Origin of the sequence: Halopseudomonas aestusnigri (genome assembly GCF_002197985.1) — a bacterium.
GTDB lineage: Bacteria > Pseudomonadota > Gammaproteobacteria > Pseudomonadales > Pseudomonadaceae > Halopseudomonas > Halopseudomonas aestusnigri.
The window spans coordinates 319,178-341,706 of record NZ_NBYK01000002.1 but is presented as its reverse complement, the minus strand read 5'-3'; the positions used below and the strand labels follow the sequence as shown (position 1 = coordinate 341,706).

Sequence of the window (22,529 nt, the reverse complement as noted above, 5' to 3'; positions counted from 1 at the left end):
CGCTCTGCGTATGCGTGAACGCCAACACCGGCGACTGCGTCTGGTATCACATCTGGTCATCCTGATTTTGCTTGCAGTCGAAACTCGCGCGCTGCTGACTGGCGAATACGTCGCAGCAGCCCTGGTGGCGGTCATCTTGAGCGGTATCCTGCTGACCCTCAGACTCAACGCAAAACCCGGCCCGGATTGCGCTGCAGCCTTCGCACTGGTGTCGCTTACCGCGCTGCTGGGATACTCGATGTGGTCCAACCAGGGCCTCTACAGTGGCGCGCTCATTGCCTTTCCGACCATCCTTGTTATTGCCGGCCTGATTACATCAGAACGTCTGTTCTGGGGCCTGCTGACGCTAATGCTGATCACCGTGGCGGTGATCAGCATAGCTGCAGCCCTCGGTTATCACTCTTTTCATCCCTTGCCGATGGGGCTCCAGCGCTGGATGGTGGTGAGCAGCATTCTGCTGCTGTCAGCCGGCACCATAGTCTGGCTGATGAGAGAGATGCGCTGTATGCAGCGCTCGCTGGAATCGGAGGTAAAGCGGCTGCGCTGTTCCCAGGCCAAGCTTACCCATCTGGCAGGCCACGACGCCCTGACCGGACTGAGCAACCGGGCATCGTTCAACAGTCACGTTGCACGGATGATCGAAATGGCCGGCCGGCGTAAAGGCTGCATTGCGGTGCTTTATCTGGACATCGACAACTTCAAGACCATCAACGACTCACTTGGCCACTCAGCGGGGGACGAGCTGATACAGGCAATAGCCTCGCGCCTCAGGCAGGTAGTGCGGGATGCCGATGCCCTCAGCCGGCACGGCGCAGACGAGTTTGTCATGGCCCTGGCAGATGTCGAAGACCTGCAAACGGCAATCCGTGTAGCTCAGCGCATGCAGACGGTCATATCGCAGCCTTTCGAGGTCAACGCCAAGCAACTGTTTACCTCGCTGTCGGTCGGTATTGCGGTATTTCCTGATGACGGCACGGACGTCGACACTCTGGTACGGAAGTCCGAGGTTGCAATGTTTCAGGCCAAGAAAGCAGGGCGCAACACCCACATCGTGCATCAGGCAGATATGGCGTCGGACAATCACGACCGACTGGATATCGAGCAAGCACTGCGGCATGCCATCGCTCGGGATGAGCTCGAACTTTTCTATCAGCCGATCATTGCCTTGCGCGGAGACCGGCTGATTGGTGCAGAGGCATTATTGCGCTGGCGCCACCCTGAATATGGACTGCTTGGGCCAGACCGTTTTATGGACGTTGCCGAACAGTCAGGGCTGATTGTCGAGATCGGCGAGTGGGTACTCGGCCAAGCCTGTCGAGAAGCGGTACGCTGGCAGACCGAGGGGCTTGAAGGTCTGGGCGTATCAGTCAATCTGTCGGCGGTACAGCTGCGGCGGAACAACCTTGAGACGGTTGTGGCCGACGCGCTGGCCAGCACCGGTCTGGGCGCAGCAATGCTGGAACTGGAGCTGACTGAATCCATGCTGCTGGAGAAGTCGGATCAATTCCTGCAACTGCTGCGCAGCCTCAAGCAGATGGGCGTAAAGCTCGCCATTGACGACTTTGGCACCGGATATTCGAATCTGTCGTATCTGCAGCGCTTTCAGGTCGACCGGCTCAAGATCGACAAATCCTTTGTCAGTCAAATTGGCAGCAACGAACAAAACCGCGCCATCGTTACAGCAGTGATCCAGATGGCGCACAGCCTCAAGCTGGAAGTAACTGCCGAGGGGATTGAGCATCAACTGGTGCAACGCATCCTCACGTCGCTGGGTTGTGATCATGCGCAGGGCTATCTATTTTCAAGACCCGTGGAAGCAGACCGGTTTCTCGAATTTGCCAAGGCTCACAGCAGCATTGCCTAGGTTGGACGCCTGGAGGATTCGACGCTGGCAGCACTGGTAGCGCCCGCAGCCATCGCTTCGCATAATATATATTATGTTAAATAGCGTATTACGATTAACACGTAATGGAAGCTCTGGTCAGAATGCCCCGCCGCCTGCACCACTGTGCTCGACTCATTCCGCGACCGACTTACCTGGCAACCAAACACAGATCGCCCTCTGGCGGCGTTGCAGTTTGAGCTTGCAGCAGCCTTCTGACTAGCGCGATATTCTCCTGGTTGTCGGGCTCATCGCGCATCGCAATGACCAGAGGCTCTTCGAATAGCATCCTGGCAACCCGCACATCGCCTATTCCATGTCTGATAGCCAGATACTCCATCACTGTCGGATCCGACACAGCCAAATGAAATCGCCCCATGCTCAACATCTTCAGTAATGACAGCTCACTGCTGGCACCACGGTCAATGCTGTCAGGAAAACGCTGCAGTAATGATTGAAATCGCTCCGGATAGATGTAGCTTTTAACAATACCGATACGGTGGCTGGCAAAAGCCTCGTCAATCTCGGCAACCTGGACATCGCTATCGGCCATCTCCATCAGCGCCAGATGTGATGGCGTTACCTCGCCTGAGGAAACGAAGCCATCTCCCACCTCTATCGGCCAGGCAGGGAAAAAACCGAGATAGCCTGGCTGATGCGCGATCTGCTGGGCGCGCCGCCAGGGATAAAACTCGACCTGCAGGTCAATGTTGCACTGGCCGAGAATGGTTCGCAGATGCTGGATGGCATTACCGCCATGGACCATAGAGGACCCGGTATAAGGCTCCCAATCAAGTGCGGTGATTTTAAGCGTGCGTTGCGCCGACGCGTGCTCACCTGCGGCGAGCGCCGGTGATGAGGCCATGACTGCCAGAAACAGCGGAATATAAAGCCAGGTGCGCAGGTTCAAGCGATAGCTCCAATATCAGCCGCTTACCAATATCTGCAGCATAGCAGCAGATGCGATATCAAGGATGGCTGGCCAACGCGTCTCGCAACCAGTTCCCGGCAGGCCCCAAGGGTCGCTTGCGAGACCAGACAACCTCCAGCGCCTGGAATCGTGGCCAGTCTGGCAGCGTCAACTCGACCAGCTTGTCGGCGGCATAGGCATCAACGAGCCACCGTGGCAGTACCGCCCAGCCAAACCCCATAACCGCAAGATCCAGCAAAATAAGATAGTTGGGGGCAGACCAGCTGCGAATCTGGCTGACTGGCTGCCACTCCTGCCCCTGCGCAGATCCGCTCAAGGTATTCAATCCAAGGTGTCGCCACTGCGCGAGCTGGCTCGATTCAATTTCCCCCTGCTGCACCAGCGGGTGCCCGGGGCTTGCATAAACGGCGAACTCGGCCCGTTCGGCGACCGGCGCGCGGCCTATTTCCGGCAGGAGCTGGCCTTCAACCGGCAACAGTCCCAACGTGGCACGGCCACTGCTTATGAGGCTGATAATGTCGGCATTTTCGGCAAATATGCATTCAAACTCCAGCTCGGGAAAGCGTTCGGCCAGCTGCATGATCCGACTCTTGAAATGCTCTGACTGATAGGCATCGGACAGTACCAGAGTCAGCCGTGACTCCAGCCCGCCGGCCAGCGCACTGGCAGTACGCTGCAGTCGGTCAGACGCCGACAGCACCTCCTCTACCCTGCCCAGTAAAGCCTGCCCTGCAGCGGACAGGACGGGCGACTTTCCGGATCTGTCAAACAGGGTCAGCCCCAGATCAATCTCCAGCCGTGAAATCGCTTCGCTGACAGTTGACTGGCTTTTGCCCAATTGGCGCGCTGCGGCACTGAAACTGCCAAGGCTGGCAGCGTGAGCGAAGGCTTCGAGTGATTCAGGAGATAACTTCATATCGGATTTACCGATGGATTCTAATTTCGTCCATCAGGTTAAACCTATGAGAATGCATCTGTCGAATAACCGGAGAGTTTTCATGACCGTGAATGTTGCCGATGCCGGAATGTCTCTGCGCGAGCGCATGCTCCACGCAGGACTCTTTGAGCTGATTGCAGTCATAGTGTTTGCACCGCTGATCACCTGGGTAACGGGCAAGCCGCTGCACCAAGCCGGCGCGTTGACGCTGACGCTTTCATGCATCGCGATGTTGTGGAATATGGTATTTACCGCCGCGTTTCAACGCATCGAGCGCCAGCGCGGCTGGCGCCGAACCCTGAGGGTTAGGCTCCTTCATGCCGGCCTGTTTGAATGCGGCCTGGTAGTGGTGATGGTCCCGGTCATCGCACTTTGGCTGCAGGTCAGGCTATTGGAGGCCTTGCTGCTTGATATTGGCCTCATTCTGCTGTTTCTGCCGTACACCCTGGTGTTCAACTGGCTGTACGACCGGGCCAGAGCGCGGGTATTGTCAGGCCGGCTCGGGCGCCTCAGCAATCCATGAGCCAAATGGGTCGCCAAGGGCCGCCCAATATGCCGGCTCTAGCTGCATTTCAGCATCGGACAACAGGCAACTGTCCAGATCCTGCCGCAACTGGCCGGCGTCCAGGCCTTGACCAATGAACACCAGCTCCTGCCGGCAGTCGCCACTTTCTGGCCGCCATTGCTGCATGATCTCCTTGAGCATGTCAGGATCGGTCGGCCAGTGTTCGCGATCAACAAACCGCCACCAGCGCCCCGCCAGCCCATGCCGCATCAAGCTGCCCGCCTGGGACCAGCTGCCCGCCAGAGTCCACTTGCTGGCCAGCCAGAACAGCCCCTTGGAGCGCAGCAGCCTGCCGTTGCGCCACGAGCGGCTGATGAAGCTGTAAAAACGTTGCGGATGAAACGGGCGGTTCGCTCGGTACACGGTAGAGCCAATACCGTATTCCTCCGTTTCCGGAATGTGCTCGCCGCGCAGTTCCTGCAGCCAACCCGGCGCTTCGGCAGCCCGCTCGAAATTGAACAGGCCGGTATTGAGTACCTCGCGCAGCGGGACGTTACCCATCACCATTGGCAGGATTTTCGCGTGTCGATTGAGGTTGCGCAGGATGGACGTCAGCTCGGCGAGCGCGTCTCGACTGATCAGATCACTCTTGCTGATCAGGATGACATCGGCGAACTCGACCTGCTCCACCAGCAGGTCGGTAATCGAACGCTCGTCGTCCTCACCCAGGGTTTCGCCGCGGCTGGCGAGACTGGCGGACTGTTCATAGTCGTTCAGGAAGTTGACCCCATCGACGACCGTAACCATTGTATCGAGTCGGGCCATATCAGCCAGAGCAGTGCCCTCCCCATCCCTGAAGGTAAAGGTCTCTGCGACCGGCAGCGGCTCGGATATGCCGGTGGACTCGATCAGCAGGTAGTCATATCGCCCCTCTTTCGCCAACCGGCCGACTTCCTCCAGCAGGTCCTCACGCAGGGTGCAGCAGATGCAGCCGTTGCTCATCTCAACCAGCCGTTCCTCCGCCCGATTCAGGGTGACATCCCGCTGGACCTCGCTGGCGTCGATATTGATTTCACTCATGTCGTTGACGATAACGGCAACGCGCAGTCCGTCACGGTTTTTAAGAATGGCGTTAAGCAACGTACTTTTTCCAGCGCCCAGGAAGCCGGACAGGACAGTGACAGGTAGGTTTTCAGGCATGGCGTTAATCTCGGATTTCAAAATTGGTTATAACATAACATTTAATCCAGAAAAGTCACGCACCAGTCGGCCTGGGCATCAAAGCGTTGAATACGTCGGTATGTAACATGGCGGTCTTGCTTGATTGTCTGGCAGGTTAGGAGGTATTCAAGCTGCACGCCCTGCCCTATATAAGGAAGAACAATGTACTGCCTGGACGATATCCGCTTCGAACAACAACAGATAAGCGGACTGAGCACCCGCATGGCAAGGGTGGGAGCCGGCCCGGTTGCACTGTTTATTCACGGCTGGCCTGAGTGCTGGTATTCCTGGCGGCAGCAGATGGTGGCGCTGGCTAATGCGGGCTATACGGCGGTCGCCCCTGACATGCCCGGCTTCGGCGAAACCGAGGCGCTGGCGCAAATTGATGATTACAACGTCACCCGCATTGCCGGCTTTATGCAGGCGCTGGTCGCGCACTACAGCCCGGACGCGCCGATATTGTTGATCGGCCACGACTGGGGCGCGATCAACAGCTGGCAGTTTGTGCAGTTGCATCCGGAATGCGTCGAAAGGCTGATCATCATGAGCGTCCCGCTGCGCCCGGTTGCCGATGTTCCGCCAATCGAGTTTCTGCGCAGCTATTTCAAAGATCAGTTCTTTTATCAGATCTACTTTCAGGAACCGGGCGTTGCCGAAGCCGAGTTTGACGCTGATCCGGAAGGCATTTTGCGCGCGCTTTACTGCTCCCCGGATACGCCGCGCCACCCTCCTCTGCTGGGCAAGTCGCTTTCCGAAGGCGGCGGCTGGATTAGCCGCCTGGGTGTACCGAAGGAGCAACCTGCCTGGCTCACCGACGAGATGCTCGCTTACTATCTGAATGCCTATCGGCACAGCGGATTCGCCGGCGGTATCAACTACTACCGCAATCTGGACGAGAACTGGCGCCGCCTGCTGCCACTGCGCGAGAGTAAAATCACCTGCCCGGTGCTGTTTATTACCGGTACTGCAGATATGGTGATTCAAGGCATGGGCGCAGATGCACTGCGTGACATGATGGCGCCACGCGTTCCGCACCTCGACATCGTCATGCTGCCGAAGATTGGCCATTGGCTTCAGAACGAGGCGCCCGAGGCTGTAAATGAGGCGATGCTGCGCTTTCTCCAGCAGCCTTAAGGCGGGGAAATGCGCCTGAGCATTAAGCTCAGGCGCATTCAATCAAAGACCGGCAAACAGCGTTGGCGATGGCAAGACCCGAAAGTCGATCGACATCATCAGACTCAGCGCGGTGATGGCGATGATCGAGAAGCCGAACAGCTTGCGTGCCCACAACCGATCATCCACCTCTTCGCGGTAACCGGACAGCGCAATCACCAGCCACCAGATGCTGACCAGCAGCGCGATGACCAGATACCCGTAGCCGGCAAACCCGGACAGCGTCAGCATCAGTGCTGCCGCCGCAAAGGCGAGGATGTACCAGACGATATGCTGCTTGGTGACCCGAATGCCCTCTTTGACCGGCAGTACCGGAATGCCGGCTGCGCTGTAGTCATCAAAGCGGAAGATCGCAATCGCGTACGAGTGCGGCATCTGCCACAGACAGAAGATCAGCAGCAACAGTGCGGCGCCGGTATCGAACTGTCCAGTCACGGCGCAGTAGCCCACCACCGGCGGCATGGCGCCTGACAGGCTGCCAACCAGCGTGCCGTAGACCGAACGGCGCTTCATCCAGAGGCTGTAGACGCCAACATAGATAAAGAAGCCGAACGCCGCCAGCGCCGTGGCCACCGGTGTGGTGTACCACCACAGCAGACCGAAACCGGCCAGGCCCAGCACCACACCGTGCGCCAGCGCCGCCGGCAGCGAGATCTGACCGGTGACCAGCACCCTGCCCCGCGTGCGCTGCATATGCCGATCAATGTCGCGGTCGATGCAGTTGTTCATCACACAGCCGCTGGCAACCACCAGCGACAGCCCGATCACGGTGGCCAGCAGCAGAGCAAGATCGATCTGCCCCTGGGCAGCGAGGAAGTATCCCCCCGCCACCGCAATCAGGTTGCCAAAGATGATGCCGGGCTTGGTGACCAGCAGGTAGCGTTTGAGTTTCACTGGAACATCCAGGGCATCATCAGCATGTCGGCGTTGACCATGATCCAGATGGCCAGCCCCACCAGCATGACGATGATCAGCACGGTGAACAGGAAGGCCACCAGATTCCAGCGACCCTCGGACGAGGTGTTCATGTGCAGGAAGCACACCAGATGCACCACGATCTGCACAACGCCCATGACCAGCATGCCGATCAGGTTGACGCTCTGGCTGAACTGCCCACTCATCACCATCGCGAACGGGATGGCAGTGAGGATCACCGACAGGATGAAACCGATAGCGTAAGAGCCGTAACTGCCGTGGCCGGCACCGGCGTCGGAATGCGCATGACTCATCAGATAGTCCCCATCAGATAGACAATGGTGAACACGCAGATCCAGACGATGTCCAGGAAGTGCCAGAACAGGCTCAGGCACATCAGGCGTGTGTTGTTACGATCGGTCAGACCGCGCCGGCTGACCTGCAGCATCATGACGATCATCCACACCAGACCGGCGGTCACGTGCAGACCGTGCATGCCGACCAGGGTGAAGAAGGACGACAGGAACGCGCTTTTGTCTGGGCCAAAGCCTTCGGCAATCAGGTGGTGGAATTCGTTGAGTTCCATCCCGATAAACCCCGCGCCCAGCACAAAGGTCGCCGCCAGCCAGGCTAGCGTCTGCCCTTTGAAGCCGCGGTGCGCTGCGATCATGGCAAAGCCGTAGGTGCAGCTGCTGACCAGCAGCAGTGCGGTTTCACCCAGCACGTAGGGCAGCTCGAAGATGTCCTTGCCGCTGGGGCCACCGGCTGTGTGATTGACCAGCACGGCATAGGTGGCGAACACGCTGGCGAACAGGATGCAGTCGGTCATCAGGTACAGCCAGAAGCCGAATACGGTGTTGCCGCCGGTGTCGTGGTGTGCGTGGTCGTCATGTGCCACGGCGTGGTTTGAGTGCATTACAGTGCTCGACATCAGATCTGCTCCGCAACGGGTTGAGTGTTTAGCACCGAACGCGGCGCCGCAAAGTTGGCGTGATGCCGGTTCTCGACGCGCTCGATTTCGTCGGGCTGCACGTAGTAGTCGACGTCCTCGTTGTAGCTGCGCGCGATGAAGGTCGCGATCATGCCGATGAAGCTCACGGCCCCCAGCCACCAGATGTGCCAGACCAGCGCGAAACCGAATACCGCGCCCAGCAGACCGATGATCACGCCAGCCGAGGTGTTCTTCGGCATGTGAATCGGCGCGTAATGATCAGGGCGCAGGTAGGCTTCGCCACGCTCTTTCATGTCCTGGAAGGCATCCAGTGCACGCACGGTCGGGGTAACCGCGAAGTTGTAGAACGGCGGCGGCGAGCTGGTGGACCACTCCAGGGTGCGACCACCCCACGGGTCACCGGTCACGTCACGCAGCGATTCACGGTTGCGCAGACTGACCACCAGCTGTGCCAGTTGGAACAGAATGCCGCACAGAATCAGGCCGGCACCGAAGAAGGCAACGATCAGGTACGGCTGCCACATCGGATTGTCGTAATGATTCAGGCGACGGGTCATACCCATGAAGCCGAGGATGTAGAGCGGCATAAAGGCCACGAAGAAGCCGGTAATCCAGCACCAGAAGGCCCCCTTGCCCAGACGCTCATCCAGCTTGAAGCCGAAAGCCTTCGGGAACCAGAAGGTAAAGCCGGCCAGATAACCGAATACCGCACCACCGATGATGGTGTTGTGGAAGTGAGCGATCAAAAACAGGCTGTTGTGCAGCACGTAGTCCGCACCCGGTACGGCCAGCAGAACGCCCGTCATGCCGCCTACCGTGAAGGTCACCATAAAGCCCAGGGTCCACAGCACCGGGGTAGTGAACTGCACGCGGCCGCGGAACATGGTGAACAGCCAGTTGAACAGCTTCACCCCGGTCGGCACGGAAATGACCATGGTGGCAACACCGAAGAAGGCGTTGACGTTGGCACCCGAGCCCATGGTGAAGAAGTGGTGCAGCCAGACCACGAAGCCCAGTACGGTGATCGCTCCGCTGGCCCAGATCATCGAGGTGTAGCCGAACAGTTTCTTGCCGGAGAAGGTCGAAATCACCTCAGAGAAGATACCGAACGCCGGCAGGATGAGGATGTACACCTCGGGGTGACCCCAGGCCCAGAACAGGTTGATGTACATCATGGCGTTGCCGCCAAGCTCGTTGGTGAAAAAATGCATGTCCAGATAGCGGTCCAGACTCAGCAGCGCCAGAGTGGCGGTCAGAATCGGGAAGGACGCAATGATCAGGATGTTGGTGAAGGTGCAGGTCCAGGTGAAGACCGGCATTTTCATCAGCGTCATGCCAGGCGCGCGCATCTTGAATACGGTCACCAGGAAGTTTACGCCGGTCAGCAGCGTCCCTAGCCCCGATAACTGCAGCGCCCAGATGTAATAGTCAACCCCCACGCCCGGGCTGTATCCCAGTTCGGCCAGCGGCGGATAGGCAACCCAACCGGTGCGGGCGAACTCCCCTACCCCCAGTGACACGTTGACCAGAATCGCGCCGGCCACGAACAGCCAGAAGCTGAGCGAATTGAGGAACGGGAAGGCAACGTCACGGGCGCCAATCTGCAGCGGCACCGCGATGTTCATCAGACCGACCATGAACGGCATGGCCATGAAGATGATCATGATCACACCGTGCGCGGTGAAGATCTGGTCGTAGTGCTCCGGCGGCAGGTAGCCCTGCGAAGCGCCTTCGGCAATTGCCAGCTGGCCGCGCATCATGATGGCGTCGGCAAAACCGCGCAGCAGCATGATCAGGGCAACCAGGATGTACATCACACCGATTTTCTTGTGGTCGACCGAAGTCAGCCACTCGGTCCACAGGTAGCCCCACTTGCGGTAGTAGGTGATGGCGCCAAAGATCCCCAGACCGGCAATCGCAACGACCGCCAGGGTAATCATGATAATGGGCTCGTGGAACGGCACGGCCTCGAGTGTCAGCTTGCCAAACATCAGTGGGTCTCCTCGGCTGCATTCATGGGCATGCCAGCCATTTCGGCGCCTTCATGGGCCTCATGGCCTGCATGACCAGCGTGGTCTTCGTGGCCGGCCGCGTGCTTACCGCCGTTGTGGTATTGCATGAGGATGGTGTCGTACAGGATCGGGCTGACGCTGCCGTAGTAGCGGACCGGATCGGCCTTGCTCGGCGCTGCCAGCGCCGGATAGCTGTCCAGATCCAGCGTCTCGCTGTTGGCCTTGACCTGACTGACCCAGTCGTTAAAGCCCTGCTCATCGGTAGCGATGGCCTGGAACTTCATGTCGGAGAAGCCTTCGCCACTGAGGTTGGCGGAGAACCCGTCGTAACTGCCTTCATGGTTGGCGATCAGGTGCAGCTTGGTCTGCATGCCGGCCATCGAGTAGATCTGGCTACCCAGCGCCGGAATGAAGAACGAGTTCATCGCCGACTGGGAGGTGATCTTGAAGTTGACGGGCGTGTCGACCGGGAAGGCCAGTTCGTTGACGGTGGCGATGCCCTGTTCCGGGTAGATGAACAGCCATTTCCAGTCCAGCGACACCACCTGCACTTCGATCGGCTTTACGTCCGAGTCCAGCGGGCGGTACGGGTCCAGTTCGTGGGTGGTCTTCCAGGTGATGGTGCCGAGGATGGCGACGATCACACAGGGAATGATCCAGACCACCAGTTCAATCGCGGTGGAATGGGACCAGTTGGGTCTATAGGTCGCCTTGGTGTTGCTTGCGCGGTACTTCCAGGCGAACACCAGGGTCATCACGATGACCGGAATAACCACGATCAGCATCAGCAGTGTGGCGGTGATGATCAGCGACTTTTCGTCGACGCCGACCTGCCCTTTCGGGTCCAGCAGCACCATCTTGCAGCCACTGAGCATCAGCAGCGGCAGCCAGGCGAGCCGTTTCAGGAGTGAAGTTATCTGCTTCGGGTTCATGTTGCAGCCTTAGTCGTTGAACAGGCCCTCGCGCCCGACAGGGAACGAGGTGCAACAGGCCCCAGTGATGTGCACCCACCAGCCGACCAATAGCCCGCACAACAGCCCCCGTGGCGCTCCCGCATGAGCGTGTCAGGTGCTGCCGGCTGGTTTTTATGGGTCAGCGTAATGTCTTTGTGCAGACTGAGACGGCGTACAGCATCAATCGCCAAACTGGCCGCGGGAGCGGCGCCTTCCGTGGGGAACCAGAGCGACGCCTGGAACCTGTTGCGGAAAGTATTACAAAGTATTTCCGGAAGCTGCGCAATTGTAACAAGTAGTGACTCAGGTCAATGCAGCACTTCATAATTGCGACTAAAGCATTCGCTGAAGACAAATGAGAAATGCTCGCAAGTCACGCATGGCGCGGGGTTTAAGCCTCAAGCGAGGTCCCCGCAACAGCTGTTGCAGGGGTGCGGCAATGTGCCGCGCTGGAAGACAGGTAAGCGCAGTGAGTGGCGTGCGGCGACAGGCCGCAGCACGGTTGCTGGAGAAAATGTGTCGAAGGCGTACCATCACGGCATTAACGCGAGGTGCTCAACATGACTCAATCCACGCCAGCTTATGGCACAGCAGATGCTTCCTATCAGGCCGCAGGCGAAATCGACGGCATACGTCGGCTGGTCGATGATTTCTACCAGGAGATGGACAGCTGGGAGGGGGCACAGGAACTGCGCGCTCTGCACGCGCCTGACCTGGCATCGGCTCGGGCCAAGTTGAGCGCATTTCTGTCAGGCTGGCTGGGCGGCCCGCGACTGTTTCAGCAGCAGTATGGCGGCATCAGCATTCCCGCCTTTCACGCCAAATGGGATGTAGGCCCGGAGCTGCGTGACCAGTGGCTGGAGTGCATGGCGCGGGCGATAGCAAAGCAGCCCTACTCTCCCGCATTTGCCAGCTATCTGCTGGAGCAACTGCGCGTGCCGGCCAACCGGGTGGTGCAGGCCAGTCAGGCGATGCGTCAGGCGCAGCAATAGCCGCTAGAGGGGCTTTTCCCAGAACATTGCCCGGCCCATTTCCGGCACCAACTGATAACCCTCAAAGCCAAAACCCCGGTAGGAACGCTGTGCCGCCTTGTTGCCCTCCAGCACTTCAAGGGTGAGCTTGCAGCAACCTCGCTGGCGGGCAATGTCCTCGACCTGAGTCAGCATCTGCCTAGCAATGCCCTGCCCTCGCCAACGGCGTGACACAATCACGTCGTGGATATTGATGAGCGGCTTGCCCTTGAACGTGGAAAACCCCTCGAAGCAGTTGACCAGGCCAACATACTGGCCGTCGGCAACCGCGAGCACAAACAGGTAGTCCGTCCGTGAGGACAGCTTGCCCGGTAGTGATTCGAGCAACTCAGGGGCAAGCGCCGCAGCGCCACCCATAGGGTCAAGCGCATATTCAGCGAGCAACGACTTCAACGCCGTAGCATGTACTTCGTCGCCAAGATCGCCGACGATCACTTCCAAGGTCATTGCGTTGCATCCTTGTTCTGAAGCTGTTGCTGCAGTGTCAACAGGGTTTGGTTGGCCGGGGTCAAATCAAGCCCTTCGGCAATTAGCACCAGGGCAGCGTCGCGCTGATCGGCACTGTCGAGCGCGACGGCCAGCACGTATCGATAGTGGGCATTCTGCGGGTCGAACACAACTGCGCGGCGCAACTCGATCAGGGCGTCGGCCATATCCTTGCTGCGTACCTTGAGCAGCCCCAGGCTGAAGTGCAACGGGGCAGCCTCCGGCAACGCTTCCAACCCTTTGTTAAGCAGTGTTTCGGCCATAGGGTCGCGCATCGACGCGCGATACAGATCGGCCAGATTGATGTAGGCACCGATGAAATAGGGATCAAGCTCTAAGGCCCGCGCGTAGGCATCTTCCGCCAGCGCAAGCTGGTTACGCGCCTGATAGTACAGGCCGATGTTCAACTGTGCCGAAGGGTCATCGGCGTTGGCCTGTTGCGCTTGCAGGTATTGCTGCTGCGCCTGGCGCAACTTTTCAATGTCATCAGCCTGCATCTGCTCTGGCGGAATATCCAGCAACTGCGCGGCCGCCTGCAGCCTGACCACGCGTTCAGGCGCATCCAGTAGCGGGCTGGCAAGCTGCCAGCGGGTGACCGGCGGGTAACTGCCAATCGCCTCCAGCGCGCCCAGGCGAATCACCGGGTCCTTCGCACGCAGGGCAACAAACAGCGATTGGGCCACCTCCGGCCCGGGCCAGGCCTGCAGCAGGCTGGCGGCAGTGGCGCGGGCGATCGCTGGCTGGTCTTCGTCGGCCAACAGCTTCAGCAAATCCTGCCGGGCGCCAACCGATCCCGCTCGGCCCGCTGCCAGAGTGTGCGCATACTGCTGCGCGCCCTGCGGCACGTGACCGTACCATTGTTCGACATGCTCTGCCGCCCATTCAGGTGTTTCGTCGCTGTGACACTGATTGCAGGCGTTGGGCACACCGAGGCTGACGCTCAGATCAGGACGCGGAATACGCAAGCTATGATCGCGCCGAGGATCCACCTCCATGTAAGTGGTGGTCGGCATATGGCAATCCACGCAGGCGCTGCCCTGAACGCTGCTGTGAAAGTGGTGTTTCGGCGTCTGGTATTGGTCGGCATGGTGACACTGCACGCAGACACCATCGCCGGGAACCTTGAGTTCCAGCGAGTGCGGGTTGTGGCAGTCACTGCAGGTCACCCCGGCCTGATACATTTTGCTCTGCAGGAACGAGCCATGCACAAACACCTCATCCTGAATCTGACCGTCCGGGTGATACAGCCCCTGATCAAGGGTTGCGAGCAGATAATTTTCTACCAGCAAACCGGCATCCTGCGGGTCATCAAACAGTTGCGCACGGCGGGAGTGGCAGGCAGCGCAGGCTTGAATTTCTCTCTCGCTGTCGCGCGGCTTGCTGCGGCCGGGCGTGCCGTTGTCGTTGTGCTGCCAGGTCACACCTTCACGCTCATCAAAGCGCACCGCAAGCCCAAGGGTCGCGGCCATATCTGGATTAGCGTCAGGAGCAGCGGCCCACTTCAGGTGGTCTGAAGCCGGTCCGTGGCACGCCTCGCAGGATACGTCGATCTCGGCCCAGCGGGTGTCATAACGGTTGGTTGCGGCATTGAAGTTGCGTTCCAGATTGGTCGAGTGGCATTCGGCGCACATCAGGTTCCAGTTGAACTGACGCCCACTCCAGTGCAGCGCGTTGATCGGATCATCGCCATTGACATCGGGGTTGAGCTGAAACCAGCGCTGGCCGCCCTCCCCAGCCGGCCGTGCATCCCAGGCAACACTGAACGCCTGATAACGGCCGCCCGGCATCGCCAGCAGATACTGCTGCAGCGGATAGACCCCAAAGGTGTACTCGGCAACATAGACCTGCTGGCGGCCATCCGGACCGAGTGTATTGACCAGAAACTGGCCGTCACGCTGGAAGAAGATACTGGTTATGCCGCCGTAGCTGAAGCTGGCGTTATTGAAATCGCCAAGCACAGTGTCGGCATTTGCTTCCTGCATGGCCTGATCATGGTGCGACCCGACAAACTCGGCGCTCTGCTCGGCATGACAGGCAATACAGTTCTGACGGCCAGCATAGTGCCGACTCCCGGCAGTCTCGACGCGAGCGGGGAGCGCATTTTTCTGCTCGGCCATGAGCGCTGGCGCGGACAACTCGAACTCTGCATCGGCGGTGGCAAACCACCAGACAGCGACGGCAGAGAGCACAAGAACCAGCGGAAGCAGCAGGCGCCACAGCGGCGGTTCAGGGGCAAGGTGTCGGGCAGATTGAGTCTTGTTACTGTCCATCGTCTGGCAACATCCTTATTGCAACAATGCGTCTTGCGGGCAACTCCGGTCGATGCAACGGTCTGGCCCGGACAGCCTCAAGAGCCAATCTGCACCCAACCCTGATCCTCAATCCGGTTGCGACCCGTGCTTTTGGCTCGATAGGTTGCGATATCAGCGGTATTGAGCAGCAAATCCAGGCTGGCTTCACCGTTTTGCGACGCTGTAACCCCAAAACTGCAAGTAACCAGAATGGTCTCCTTACCGTGGCTCAACCTCAGCGCTTCGATCTTCGCTCTCAAGCGCTCCGCAAGCTCCCTCGCCTCATCCAGCCCCGTCGCCGGCAGAAGAATCGCAAACTCCTCTCCTCCGAGCCGAGCCGCAACGTCGGCGGCCCGTGTATGCTGCTTCAGCACGCCGGCAAGCGCACGCAGAACAGCGTCACCGCCAGCATGGCCAAAGCGATCATTGATTTGCTTGAAGTGATCGGCATCCAGCGAAATAAGCGCCACCGGGTGCCGTTGCCTGCGCGCCTGCTCAAGCGCCGCGTTACCCAAAGCAAACAACGCTCGCCTGTTGGCCAGCCCAGTCAACGCGTCCTCATTGGCGAGTTGTTCTGCCTGGCGTTGCGCTTGTGTGAGCTGGTCCTGCAAGTCCTTGATGTCGGAAATGTCAGTTGCGATTTCGATTCTGACAAGACGCCCGTCCGGCCAGCGGGTTGCCTGATCACGGCACTGATACCAGCGGCCCGTGAGGGTATTGCGAAATTCCCAGCGATAGACGCCGGTTGGCATTCCCTCTTCATCCAGCAGCAACGGGTTGGTGCAAAACGCGCACGGCCCTGTCTGGCCCTTCTGCAGTACCTGCCAGCATTTTCGCGCACCCGGCTCCCCCCATTTTTCACGCCCGTAGGCGTTGAGAAACAGAAGCTCGTGGGTATCCATATCGGCGACATAGACAAGCGCATCAAGACTGTCGAGCACGGTCTCGATGGCAAGCCTGTCCACACTCTGGTTGTCTGGCATTTTTTATCTGCGGAGCTCCGGCCGGCAACGTCACCTGCACACTGTTGGCGGTGTTGCACTGATTACGCGAATCGCGTTTGCTGGTCAGACTGTGTGCAATCCGATTATGCGGCAGCTTACGTGGTCTGGCCAATCTGTGACATCATCTTGCTGTTAAACATCTATCCCACTTTAATTTGTCGCCAGGGGTGTCCGGTGCCATGCATCGGGCTGAGAACACGCCATGCCCAGGCTGGCCAAACCCTGGAACCTGATCCGGATCATACCGGCGGAGGAAGCGCGACATGTTGTATCTGACGATTGCAGCCCTGGCTGCGGTTCTGCTTTTGTTTGTCTGGGTTGGCCTGCGAACCCGCCGAAACGAGGCTCTCGACGACTTTATTACGGCGCGCAATAGCCAGAACCGCTGGGCCATTGGCCTGTCGTTTCTGGCCTCCGGCATGGGTGGCTGGATCCTCTTTGCTCCACCGGAAGTCGGCGTACTGGTCGGCCCGCTTGGTCTGGCCGGGTATGCGCTGGGCGCCGCCCTGCCCTTTATCGTGTTTGCCCTGTGTGGGCCCGCTATTCGTCGAAGACTGCCGGCAGGGCGCAGTATTGGCGAGTTCGCAGAGCACTGCTATGGCGGCGGCGTACGCCGCTGGGTCGGATTGATATCACTGTTGTACATGACCTGTTTTCTGGTCGCGGAATTGACCGCCATCGGCGCCATTACCGCGATGCTGTCCGACATCAATGGCAGCCTGATTGTCATCGGCGTTGCCGTAACCACGCTGATCTATACGGCCTGGGGCGGTCTGCGGGCCAGCATGACAACCGACCGCTGGCAGGGCTGGTTGCTGATTGCGCTGATGCTGCTGGTCGGCGGCGTCGCTGCGACGCGGCTGCCCGCCTTCAGCCCGGATACAGCGCTTCCCGGCATACCCGCGTCGGCCGCGCTCAGCGTTGCGCTAACCCTTGTCATTGCCGTGACTGCAGCCAACCTGTTCCATCAAGGCTACTGGCAACGGCTCTGGGCCGCGCAGGACGAAAAGGCACTGGGCCAGGGCGCGCTGATTGGCGGTGTGGCGACCATTCTGGTTGTCGCGCTGGTTGGCGGCCTCGGTATTATGACGGTCATGAGCGGTGCAGATGTTGGCTCCCCACCCATTCCGTTCTTCGCAATGCTGCGTGATGCCTCCGGCTGGCTGGCGCTGCCGGCGCTGGTGCTGGCAATCACCCTGGTTGCCTCCTCGGTCGATACCTTGCAGAACGCTATCGTGTCGCTGGCGGTCACGGAGCGAAAAGGACTGAGTCTTGCCGCTGCTCGCTGGTTTACCTTTGTTCTGATGATTCCGGTGGTGATTATCGCCCTGCAGGGCATCTCGGTTCTGCGGCTGTTTCTGATTGCCGATCTGCTTTGCGCCACTGCGGTTGTGCCGGTCCTGCTGGGCCTGTGGCAACGGATGTCACCGGCAGCTGCGATAGCGGGTGCACTGGCAGGGCTGGTCGGCGCAGCGCTGCCCGGCTGGATTGCAACTGGCAGCGCGCTTCAGGGGCTGCTGCTTGCCAGCTTCCCGGACACCGTTCCGACCCTGCCGCCGTTTCTCGGTGCCCTGGCTGCCTCGGCACTGGTCAGTGTACTTTTCGCCCTCTTGCTGCCTGCCAGAAAGCCCGAACTCGCCGGCTGATCAACAGCGCAGCCGTGCCGCACGGCTGCGCTCCTGCCTCCCTCTTTGGCACTAAATGCCGATTAATTTGCCGTTTTGAACCAGCCAGCCATGGGGCCTGGCTGGCAGTCTATAGTCGTCCGTACGCACCCAAAATAAAAAGAGAACAAGACGATGACCAATGAGCACTTCGATGTGCTGATTATCGGTGCCGGCCTCTCCGGTATCGGTACGGCTGTGCACATATCACAGGAATGCCCCGGCAAACGATTGGCAATCCTCGAACGCCGCCAGCGCGTTGGCGGTACATGGGACCTGTTCAGCTATCCCGGAATACGCTCCGATTCGGACATGTTCAGCTTCGGTTACGATTTCAGGCCGTGGAATGATCTGAATACACTCGCCGACGGCCAATCCATTCGCAACTACATCAGTGATACCGCCCGCGAATATGGCGTCGACAAACTGATCCGCTTCGGGATCGAAACCGAGCAAGCTCAGTGGTGCAGCGAGCAGCAGCAATGGATCGTCAGCGCCCGGGATCTGGATACCGGTCTGGCCCGCCACTTCAGTTGCGACTTCCTTATCAGTTGCACCGGTTACTACGATCACAAAACCGGCTATCTGCCCGACTTTCCGGGCGTGGAGCAATTCCAGGGGCAATGCATTCACCCCCAACACTGGCCGGCCGATCTCGACTATCGGGGCAAGAGGGTCGTTGTCATCGGCAGCGGCGCCACTGCTGTCACAGTCGTGCCCGCCATGGCCGATCAGGCAGCCCACGTCACGATGCTGCAGCGCTCTCCATCCTACGTGATGACCGTACCGGCACGTGACAAGTTGACCGAAGTTCTGCGCAAGATCATGCCCGAGCGGTGGGCCAATGATCTGGCACGCAAGCGCAACATTCTGATTCAGCGCTGGCTGTTCAAGGCCGCCAAACGGTGGCCGGAGCGTATGCGCAGCTATCTGCTCAGGCAGGTCGCCAAACAGTTGGATGATCCGGCCAACATGAAGCACTTCACTCCCAGCTATATGCCCTGGGACCAGCGCCTGTGTGCGGTGCCGGACGGTGATTTGTTCAAGGCCATCAACAGCGGCAAGGCATCGGTGGTGACAGACCGCATTGACCGCTTTACCGAACACGGCATCCGGCTGGCATCCGGCAAGGAACTGGAAGCCGATATAGTCATCACCGCCACCGGATTGAAGCTGCAACTGCTGGGGGGCACGCAGCTGCTGATCGACGGCAAGCCGTTCGATCTGCAGCAGCAGATGACCTACAAGGGCGTGTTGCTGCAGAACGTACCGAATATGGCGTGGATTTTCGGTTATACCAACGCGCCCTGGACGCTGAAAGCCGATATTGCCGCGCGCTACGTCTGCCGGCTGATCAACCACCTGCAGGCAACAGGAATGCAAGTAGTTACACCTCGCGACCATCAGGGCTGCGCAATTGCAGACATGTCGGTCATGGGCGCACTGGAGTCGGGCTACGTGCAGCGGGCGAATGCGATTCTGCCCCGCCAGGGTCGGAGCCTGCCATGGCGTCTGCTCAATGCCTATGAACAAGATCGTGTGATGTTGCTCGACGAGGTACTTGAAGACGACAACCTCGAATTCCTGCCGCGCAACTCAGAATCCGGTAACAAGACAGCAGGCAGCAACAGCCGGGCAGCATAACAATGGGGATAATGCTTTGAACAACTCAATACAAAACCTGACAGTACTGGGCGCCGGCGTACTGGGCGGCCAGATCGCCTGGCACAGCGCATACAAGGGCAAACAGGTTGTGGTCTATGACCTGTTCGATGAAGGGCTGGAGCGCTGCAAGATCGCACATCAGCAGTATGCAGCCATTTACCAGAAAGACCTTGGCGCCACTGACGAGCAAATTGAACAGACTCGCGCCCGCTTGCGTTACAGCACTGATCTGGCAGATGCGGTCGGGGCTGCCGATCTGGTGATTGAAGCCGTGCCCGAGATTCCCGAGATCAAGTCACAGGTCTATCGTGACATGGCTCCCCTGCTGCCCGCTGAGTGCCTCATTGCCACCAACTCATCAACGCTGCTGCCGAGCCAGTTTGCCGAGGATACCGGGCGGCCTGCCGACTACTGCGCGTTGCACTTCGCCAACCTGATCTGGTCGATCAACCTTGCCGAGATCATGGCTCACGCAGGGACAGGCGAGCATACCCTGCGCAGCATCACGCGCTTTGCCATTGAAATAGGGATGATTCCGGTGCCGGTACGCAAACCGCAGAACGGCTATGTCATCAACTCGCTGCTGGTGCCGCTGCTGTCGGCCGCACAAACCCTGGTAACCAACGGCGTTGCCACACCGGAAACCGTCGACCGAACCTACATGGTGATGAACCGCGGAGCGAGCATGGGCCCGTTTGGCGTGATCGACGTCGTGGGCATGAAGACCGTCTACGACATCACCCAGTATTGGGGAAGCCTTAATCAAGACGAGCAGGCGCTCAAGAACGCGGATTACATCAAGCGCCACTTTCTCGATCAGGGCAAGCTCGGACTACAGACCGGCAGCGGCTACTATCAGTATCCAAACCCGGCCTACGCTGATCCGGGCTTCCTCGTCGAGCCGGGGCTGGAGGTCATCGATGAGATCGTCAGACTGACGCTTCCCTGATAAGCATTTCGGTGGCGAGGCCGTCTGGCCAAGCCACCAGGCCGTTATTGAGTTTGAACCTCGGTTTGGCAGGGTTTATCCGGATCAAAAACCAGCAACACGATCAGGGCCAACAGCGGCATTGCGCCGCCCAGCAGGGAGGCCACGAGCCAACCGCCGCTGACATAGGCCCACGCCCCCGCGGCGGAACCCACCGCTCCGCCAACAAAGAATGTCGCCATATAAATGGCATTCAATCGGCTGCGCTCGGCTTCACCCAGTGCGTAAATCGCACGCTGGCCAAGCACGACGTTACCGGATACTCCGAGATCAAGCAGCACCGCAGCGGCAACGAGTAACAGCAGTGACAGCGCTGAGCCGGGCGCGACGATATGCGTCATGGCAAAGGCAACCATCACGCAAAGCATCGCGCTGATCGTAGCCACACGGGTCAGCCCACGATCTGCCAGCCTGCCGGCAACAGGCGCAGATACCACGCCAGCGACGCCTGCCAGCGCGAACAGTGCGATACCTGACTGCGACATATCAAAGTCAGGCCCGGCCAGCAGCAGCGGAGTGGTTGTCCAGAACAGGCTGAAGGCGCCAAACATCATCGCCTGATAAAGCGCCCGGCGCTGCAGTATCGGAGTATGTGCCGCCAGCGTTGCCATCGAGCGCAGCAGCGCCAGATAACCCATGCTGGCGGTCGGAATACGGCGCGGAATGAGGCGATGCATCACCAGTACCAGCAACACCATCAGAGCGGCCGAGATGAAGAACATCCAGCGCCAGGATGACAGATCGGCAACAAAGCTCGATATCGGTCGGGCCAGCATGATGCCGAACATCAGTCCGCCCATCACATTACCGACCACCTGCCCGCGTCGTTCCGGCGAAGCAAGGTGGGCCGCCAGCGGGACAATAATCTGCACCGCAACCGCGCCAATGCCGATTATCAGCGAACACAACAAAAACTCGAGTGCACTCTCGGATAACGCCGTACCAACCAGCGCCAAAGCCAGCAGCAACACCATTGCGCTGATCAGCGCCCGGTTTTCCAGACGATCGGCCAAAGGCACTACCAGCAGCAGGCCGACGACATAACCGATCTGGGTCAGCGTCACTATCAGGCCGCTGGCTTCAGGGCTCATGCCCAGCGACGCGCTGATGGGCCCCACTAAAGGCTGGGAATAATACAGGTTGGCGACGATAAGGCCGCAGCAGGCAGCCAGGAAGAACATCAGTCCACTGGCAATGCTGCGGGTGTTGTCGGATAGGTCTGGCATGGCAACTCTCGATACCTGGATGTGCAGGGGGAGCCATACTACGCCTATTTATTCGTATTTTGTCGAACTAAAGTCACGGACGTCGTGAACAGACTGTTGCAGCAATCAAACAACGCTCATTCATTAAGCAATTTGAGCATGCTGGCGCGCTGCTCATCGCTGAGCGCTTGCTGCTTCATTGCCTTGGCGAGACTGGCATAGGCCGTACTCAATGCAGAGGAAAGGCTGGCGAGCTGGCTGCGCAGCCCATCCATCAGGGTGCTGCGCTCCTCGTCCGGCAGCCCCTGCTGACGCGCCAACTCAGTGATTTGCTGCTGTAGCTCGGCAATCTGCTGTTTGAGTTCGCGAATGTGCTTGAGCAGCCGCTTGATGACTTCAGGCAACTCACTGTCGTCGATATCCTGATTGCTGCTGCTTTTCAACGCCTTTTCAGCCCGCTCCGACAGCGCGACCTTGACGCTTTCTGCAATTTCCCGATTGCTCTGCGGCACAGCCTCCGGCGAGCGCTCCGTAACGCCGTCCGTCCCGTTACTGCGGGTAGCAGGATCAGTCCAGGTGAGATCGCCGATACGCATGATTGCGCCCTTCGCAGTGATGGATATCTATTCATATCGGTCGTTTATCGAAGGACTTTAGCTGCCACTGGCTTTGACCGGGGCGACAAGCTTCCCTATATTGTCCGCCGCCGCAGCC

At 59.2% G+C, this 22,529-nt stretch carries 20 protein-coding genes and 1 riboswitch; of the genes, 7 read left to right on the top strand and 13 right to left on the bottom strand.

Going from position 1 to position 22,529, the window contains the following annotated elements:
• The first annotated feature begins 10 nt into the window (after positions 1–10).
• Positions 11–1,864 (top strand): putative bifunctional diguanylate cyclase/phosphodiesterase, encoded by a 1,854-nt coding sequence (locus tag B7O88_RS05640; RefSeq protein WP_160003146.1) that lies wholly within the window; start codon positions 11–13, stop codon positions 1,862–1,864.
• 169 nt (positions 1,865–2,033) lie between these two features.
• Here the strand turns inward: B7O88_RS05640 and B7O88_RS05635 are convergent, their stop codons facing one another.
• Positions 2,034–2,792: a type 2 periplasmic-binding domain-containing protein gene (locus B7O88_RS05635; protein ID WP_088274229.1), complete on the bottom strand. Its 759-nt coding sequence runs from the start codon at positions 2,790–2,792 to the stop codon at positions 2,034–2,036.
• A 58-nt stretch (positions 2,793–2,850) separates the two neighbouring features.
• Positions 2,851–3,729 carry a LysR family transcriptional regulator gene (locus B7O88_RS05630; RefSeq protein WP_088274228.1) on the bottom strand — a complete coding sequence of 293 codons (879 nt, stop codon included), beginning with the start codon at positions 3,727–3,729 and terminating at the stop codon, positions 2,851–2,853.
• Between the two features lie 52 nt (positions 3,730–3,781).
• Between B7O88_RS05630 and B7O88_RS05625 the strand changes: the two genes are divergently transcribed.
• Positions 3,782–4,273: a multidrug/biocide efflux PACE transporter gene (locus tag B7O88_RS05625; protein ID WP_235005743.1), complete on the top strand. Its 492-nt coding sequence runs from the start codon at positions 3,782–3,784 to the stop codon at positions 4,271–4,273.
• On the opposite strand, the gene zigA is transcribed toward B7O88_RS05625, so the two are convergent.
• Positions 4,241–5,455, bottom strand: a complete 1,215-nt coding sequence (zigA, locus tag B7O88_RS05620) for a zinc metallochaperone GTPase ZigA (protein ID WP_088274226.1) — start codon at positions 5,453–5,455, stop codon at positions 4,241–4,243. The genes B7O88_RS05625 and zigA overlap by 33 nt on opposite strands.
• 183 nt (positions 5,456–5,638) lie before the next feature.
• On the opposite strand from zigA, the gene B7O88_RS05615 reads away from it, so the two are divergent.
• The gene (locus B7O88_RS05615) at positions 5,639–6,610 is read left to right on the top strand and encodes an alpha/beta fold hydrolase (RefSeq protein ID WP_088274225.1); all 972 of its coding nucleotides are present in this window, start codon (positions 5,639–5,641) and stop codon (positions 6,608–6,610) included.
• Between the two features lie 42 nt (positions 6,611–6,652).
• On the opposite strand, the gene cyoE is transcribed toward B7O88_RS05615, so the two are convergent.
• The 5 genes from cyoE to cyoA are packed head-to-tail and all read right to left on the bottom strand — an operon-like array spanning position 6,653 to position 11,460.
• A complete protein-coding gene (gene cyoE, locus B7O88_RS05610) occupies positions 6,653–7,543 on the bottom strand; it encodes a heme o synthase (RefSeq protein WP_088274224.1) in 891 nt (296 codons plus the stop codon).
• On the bottom strand, positions 7,540–7,881 hold the full coding sequence (gene cyoD / locus B7O88_RS05605; protein WP_459562086.1) for a cytochrome o ubiquinol oxidase subunit IV: 342 nt from the start codon (positions 7,879–7,881) through the stop codon (positions 7,540–7,542). The genes cyoE and cyoD overlap by 4 nt, the downstream gene beginning before the upstream one ends.
• Entirely contained in the window at positions 7,878–8,495 is a 618-nt protein-coding gene (locus B7O88_RS05600) for a cytochrome o ubiquinol oxidase subunit III (protein ID WP_088274222.1), read from the bottom strand. The genes cyoD and B7O88_RS05600 overlap by 4 nt, the downstream gene beginning before the upstream one ends.
• A complete protein-coding gene (gene cyoB / locus B7O88_RS05595) occupies positions 8,495–10,507 on the bottom strand; it encodes a cytochrome o ubiquinol oxidase subunit I (RefSeq protein WP_088274221.1) in 2,013 nt (670 codons plus the stop codon). Before cyoB ends, B7O88_RS05600 begins: the two co-directional genes overlap by 1 nt.
• On the bottom strand, positions 10,507–11,460 hold the full coding sequence (gene cyoA, locus B7O88_RS05590; protein WP_088274220.1) for a ubiquinol oxidase subunit II: 954 nt from the start codon (positions 11,458–11,460) through the stop codon (positions 10,507–10,509). The genes cyoB and cyoA overlap by 1 nt, the downstream gene beginning before the upstream one ends.
• Before the next feature lie 581 nt (positions 11,461–12,041).
• On the opposite strand from cyoA, the gene B7O88_RS05585 reads away from it, so the two are divergent.
• On the top strand, positions 12,042–12,473 hold the full coding sequence (locus B7O88_RS05585) for a group II truncated hemoglobin (RefSeq protein ID WP_088274219.1): 432 nt from the start codon (positions 12,042–12,044) through the stop codon (positions 12,471–12,473).
• A 3-nt stretch (positions 12,474–12,476) separates the two neighbouring features.
• Here the strand turns inward: B7O88_RS05585 and B7O88_RS05580 are convergent, their stop codons facing one another.
• The 3 genes from B7O88_RS05580 to B7O88_RS05570 all read right to left on the bottom strand — a co-directional run bounded on the left by B7O88_RS05580 (position 12,477) and on the right by B7O88_RS05570 (position 16,062).
• On the bottom strand, positions 12,477–12,959 hold the full coding sequence (locus B7O88_RS05580; protein WP_088274218.1) for a GNAT family N-acetyltransferase: 483 nt from the start codon (positions 12,957–12,959) through the stop codon (positions 12,477–12,479).
• Positions 12,956–15,268 carry a multiheme c-type cytochrome gene (locus B7O88_RS05575; protein ID WP_088274217.1) on the bottom strand — a complete coding sequence of 771 codons (2,313 nt, stop codon included), beginning with the start codon at positions 15,266–15,268 and terminating at the stop codon, positions 12,956–12,958. The genes B7O88_RS05580 and B7O88_RS05575 overlap by 4 nt, the downstream gene beginning before the upstream one ends.
• A gap of 77 nt (positions 15,269–15,345) precedes the next feature.
• Positions 15,346–16,062, bottom strand: coding sequence for a GGDEF domain-containing protein (locus B7O88_RS05570; protein WP_200818409.1), 717 nt, complete (start codon positions 16,060–16,062; stop codon positions 15,346–15,348).
• 384 nt (positions 16,063–16,446) lie between these two features.
• Positions 16,447–16,567: riboswitch (TPP riboswitch) on the top strand.
• Here B7O88_RS05570 and B7O88_RS05565 point away from each other — a divergent pair.
• The 3 genes from B7O88_RS05565 (at position 16,557) to B7O88_RS05555 (ending at position 20,571) form a co-directional block, all read left to right on the top strand.
• Complete coding sequence (locus B7O88_RS05565; RefSeq protein ID WP_088274215.1) at positions 16,557–17,939, top strand: SLC5/6 family protein; 1,383 nt, start codon at positions 16,557–16,559, stop codon at positions 17,937–17,939. It overlaps the preceding riboswitch by 11 nt.
• A gap of 153 nt (positions 17,940–18,092) precedes the next feature.
• Positions 18,093–19,601: a flavin-containing monooxygenase gene (locus tag B7O88_RS05560; protein WP_088274214.1), complete on the top strand. Its 1,509-nt coding sequence runs from the start codon at positions 18,093–18,095 to the stop codon at positions 19,599–19,601.
• A 16-nt stretch (positions 19,602–19,617) separates the two neighbouring features.
• Positions 19,618–20,571: a 3-hydroxyacyl-CoA dehydrogenase gene (locus B7O88_RS05555; RefSeq protein ID WP_088274213.1), complete on the top strand. Its 954-nt coding sequence runs from the start codon at positions 19,618–19,620 to the stop codon at positions 20,569–20,571.
• A 44-nt stretch (positions 20,572–20,615) separates the two neighbouring features.
• On the opposite strand, the gene B7O88_RS05550 is transcribed toward B7O88_RS05555, so the two are convergent.
• Together B7O88_RS05550 and B7O88_RS05545 are read right to left on the bottom strand one after the other, a co-directional pair.
• Positions 20,616–21,836 (bottom strand): MFS transporter, encoded by a 1,221-nt coding sequence (locus B7O88_RS05550; protein ID WP_088274212.1) that lies wholly within the window; start codon positions 21,834–21,836, stop codon positions 20,616–20,618.
• Between the two features lie 116 nt (positions 21,837–21,952).
• Complete coding sequence (locus tag B7O88_RS05545; protein ID WP_088274211.1) at positions 21,953–22,411, bottom strand: hypothetical protein; 459 nt, start codon at positions 22,409–22,411, stop codon at positions 21,953–21,955.
• Positions 22,412–22,529: the final 118 nt, after the last annotated feature.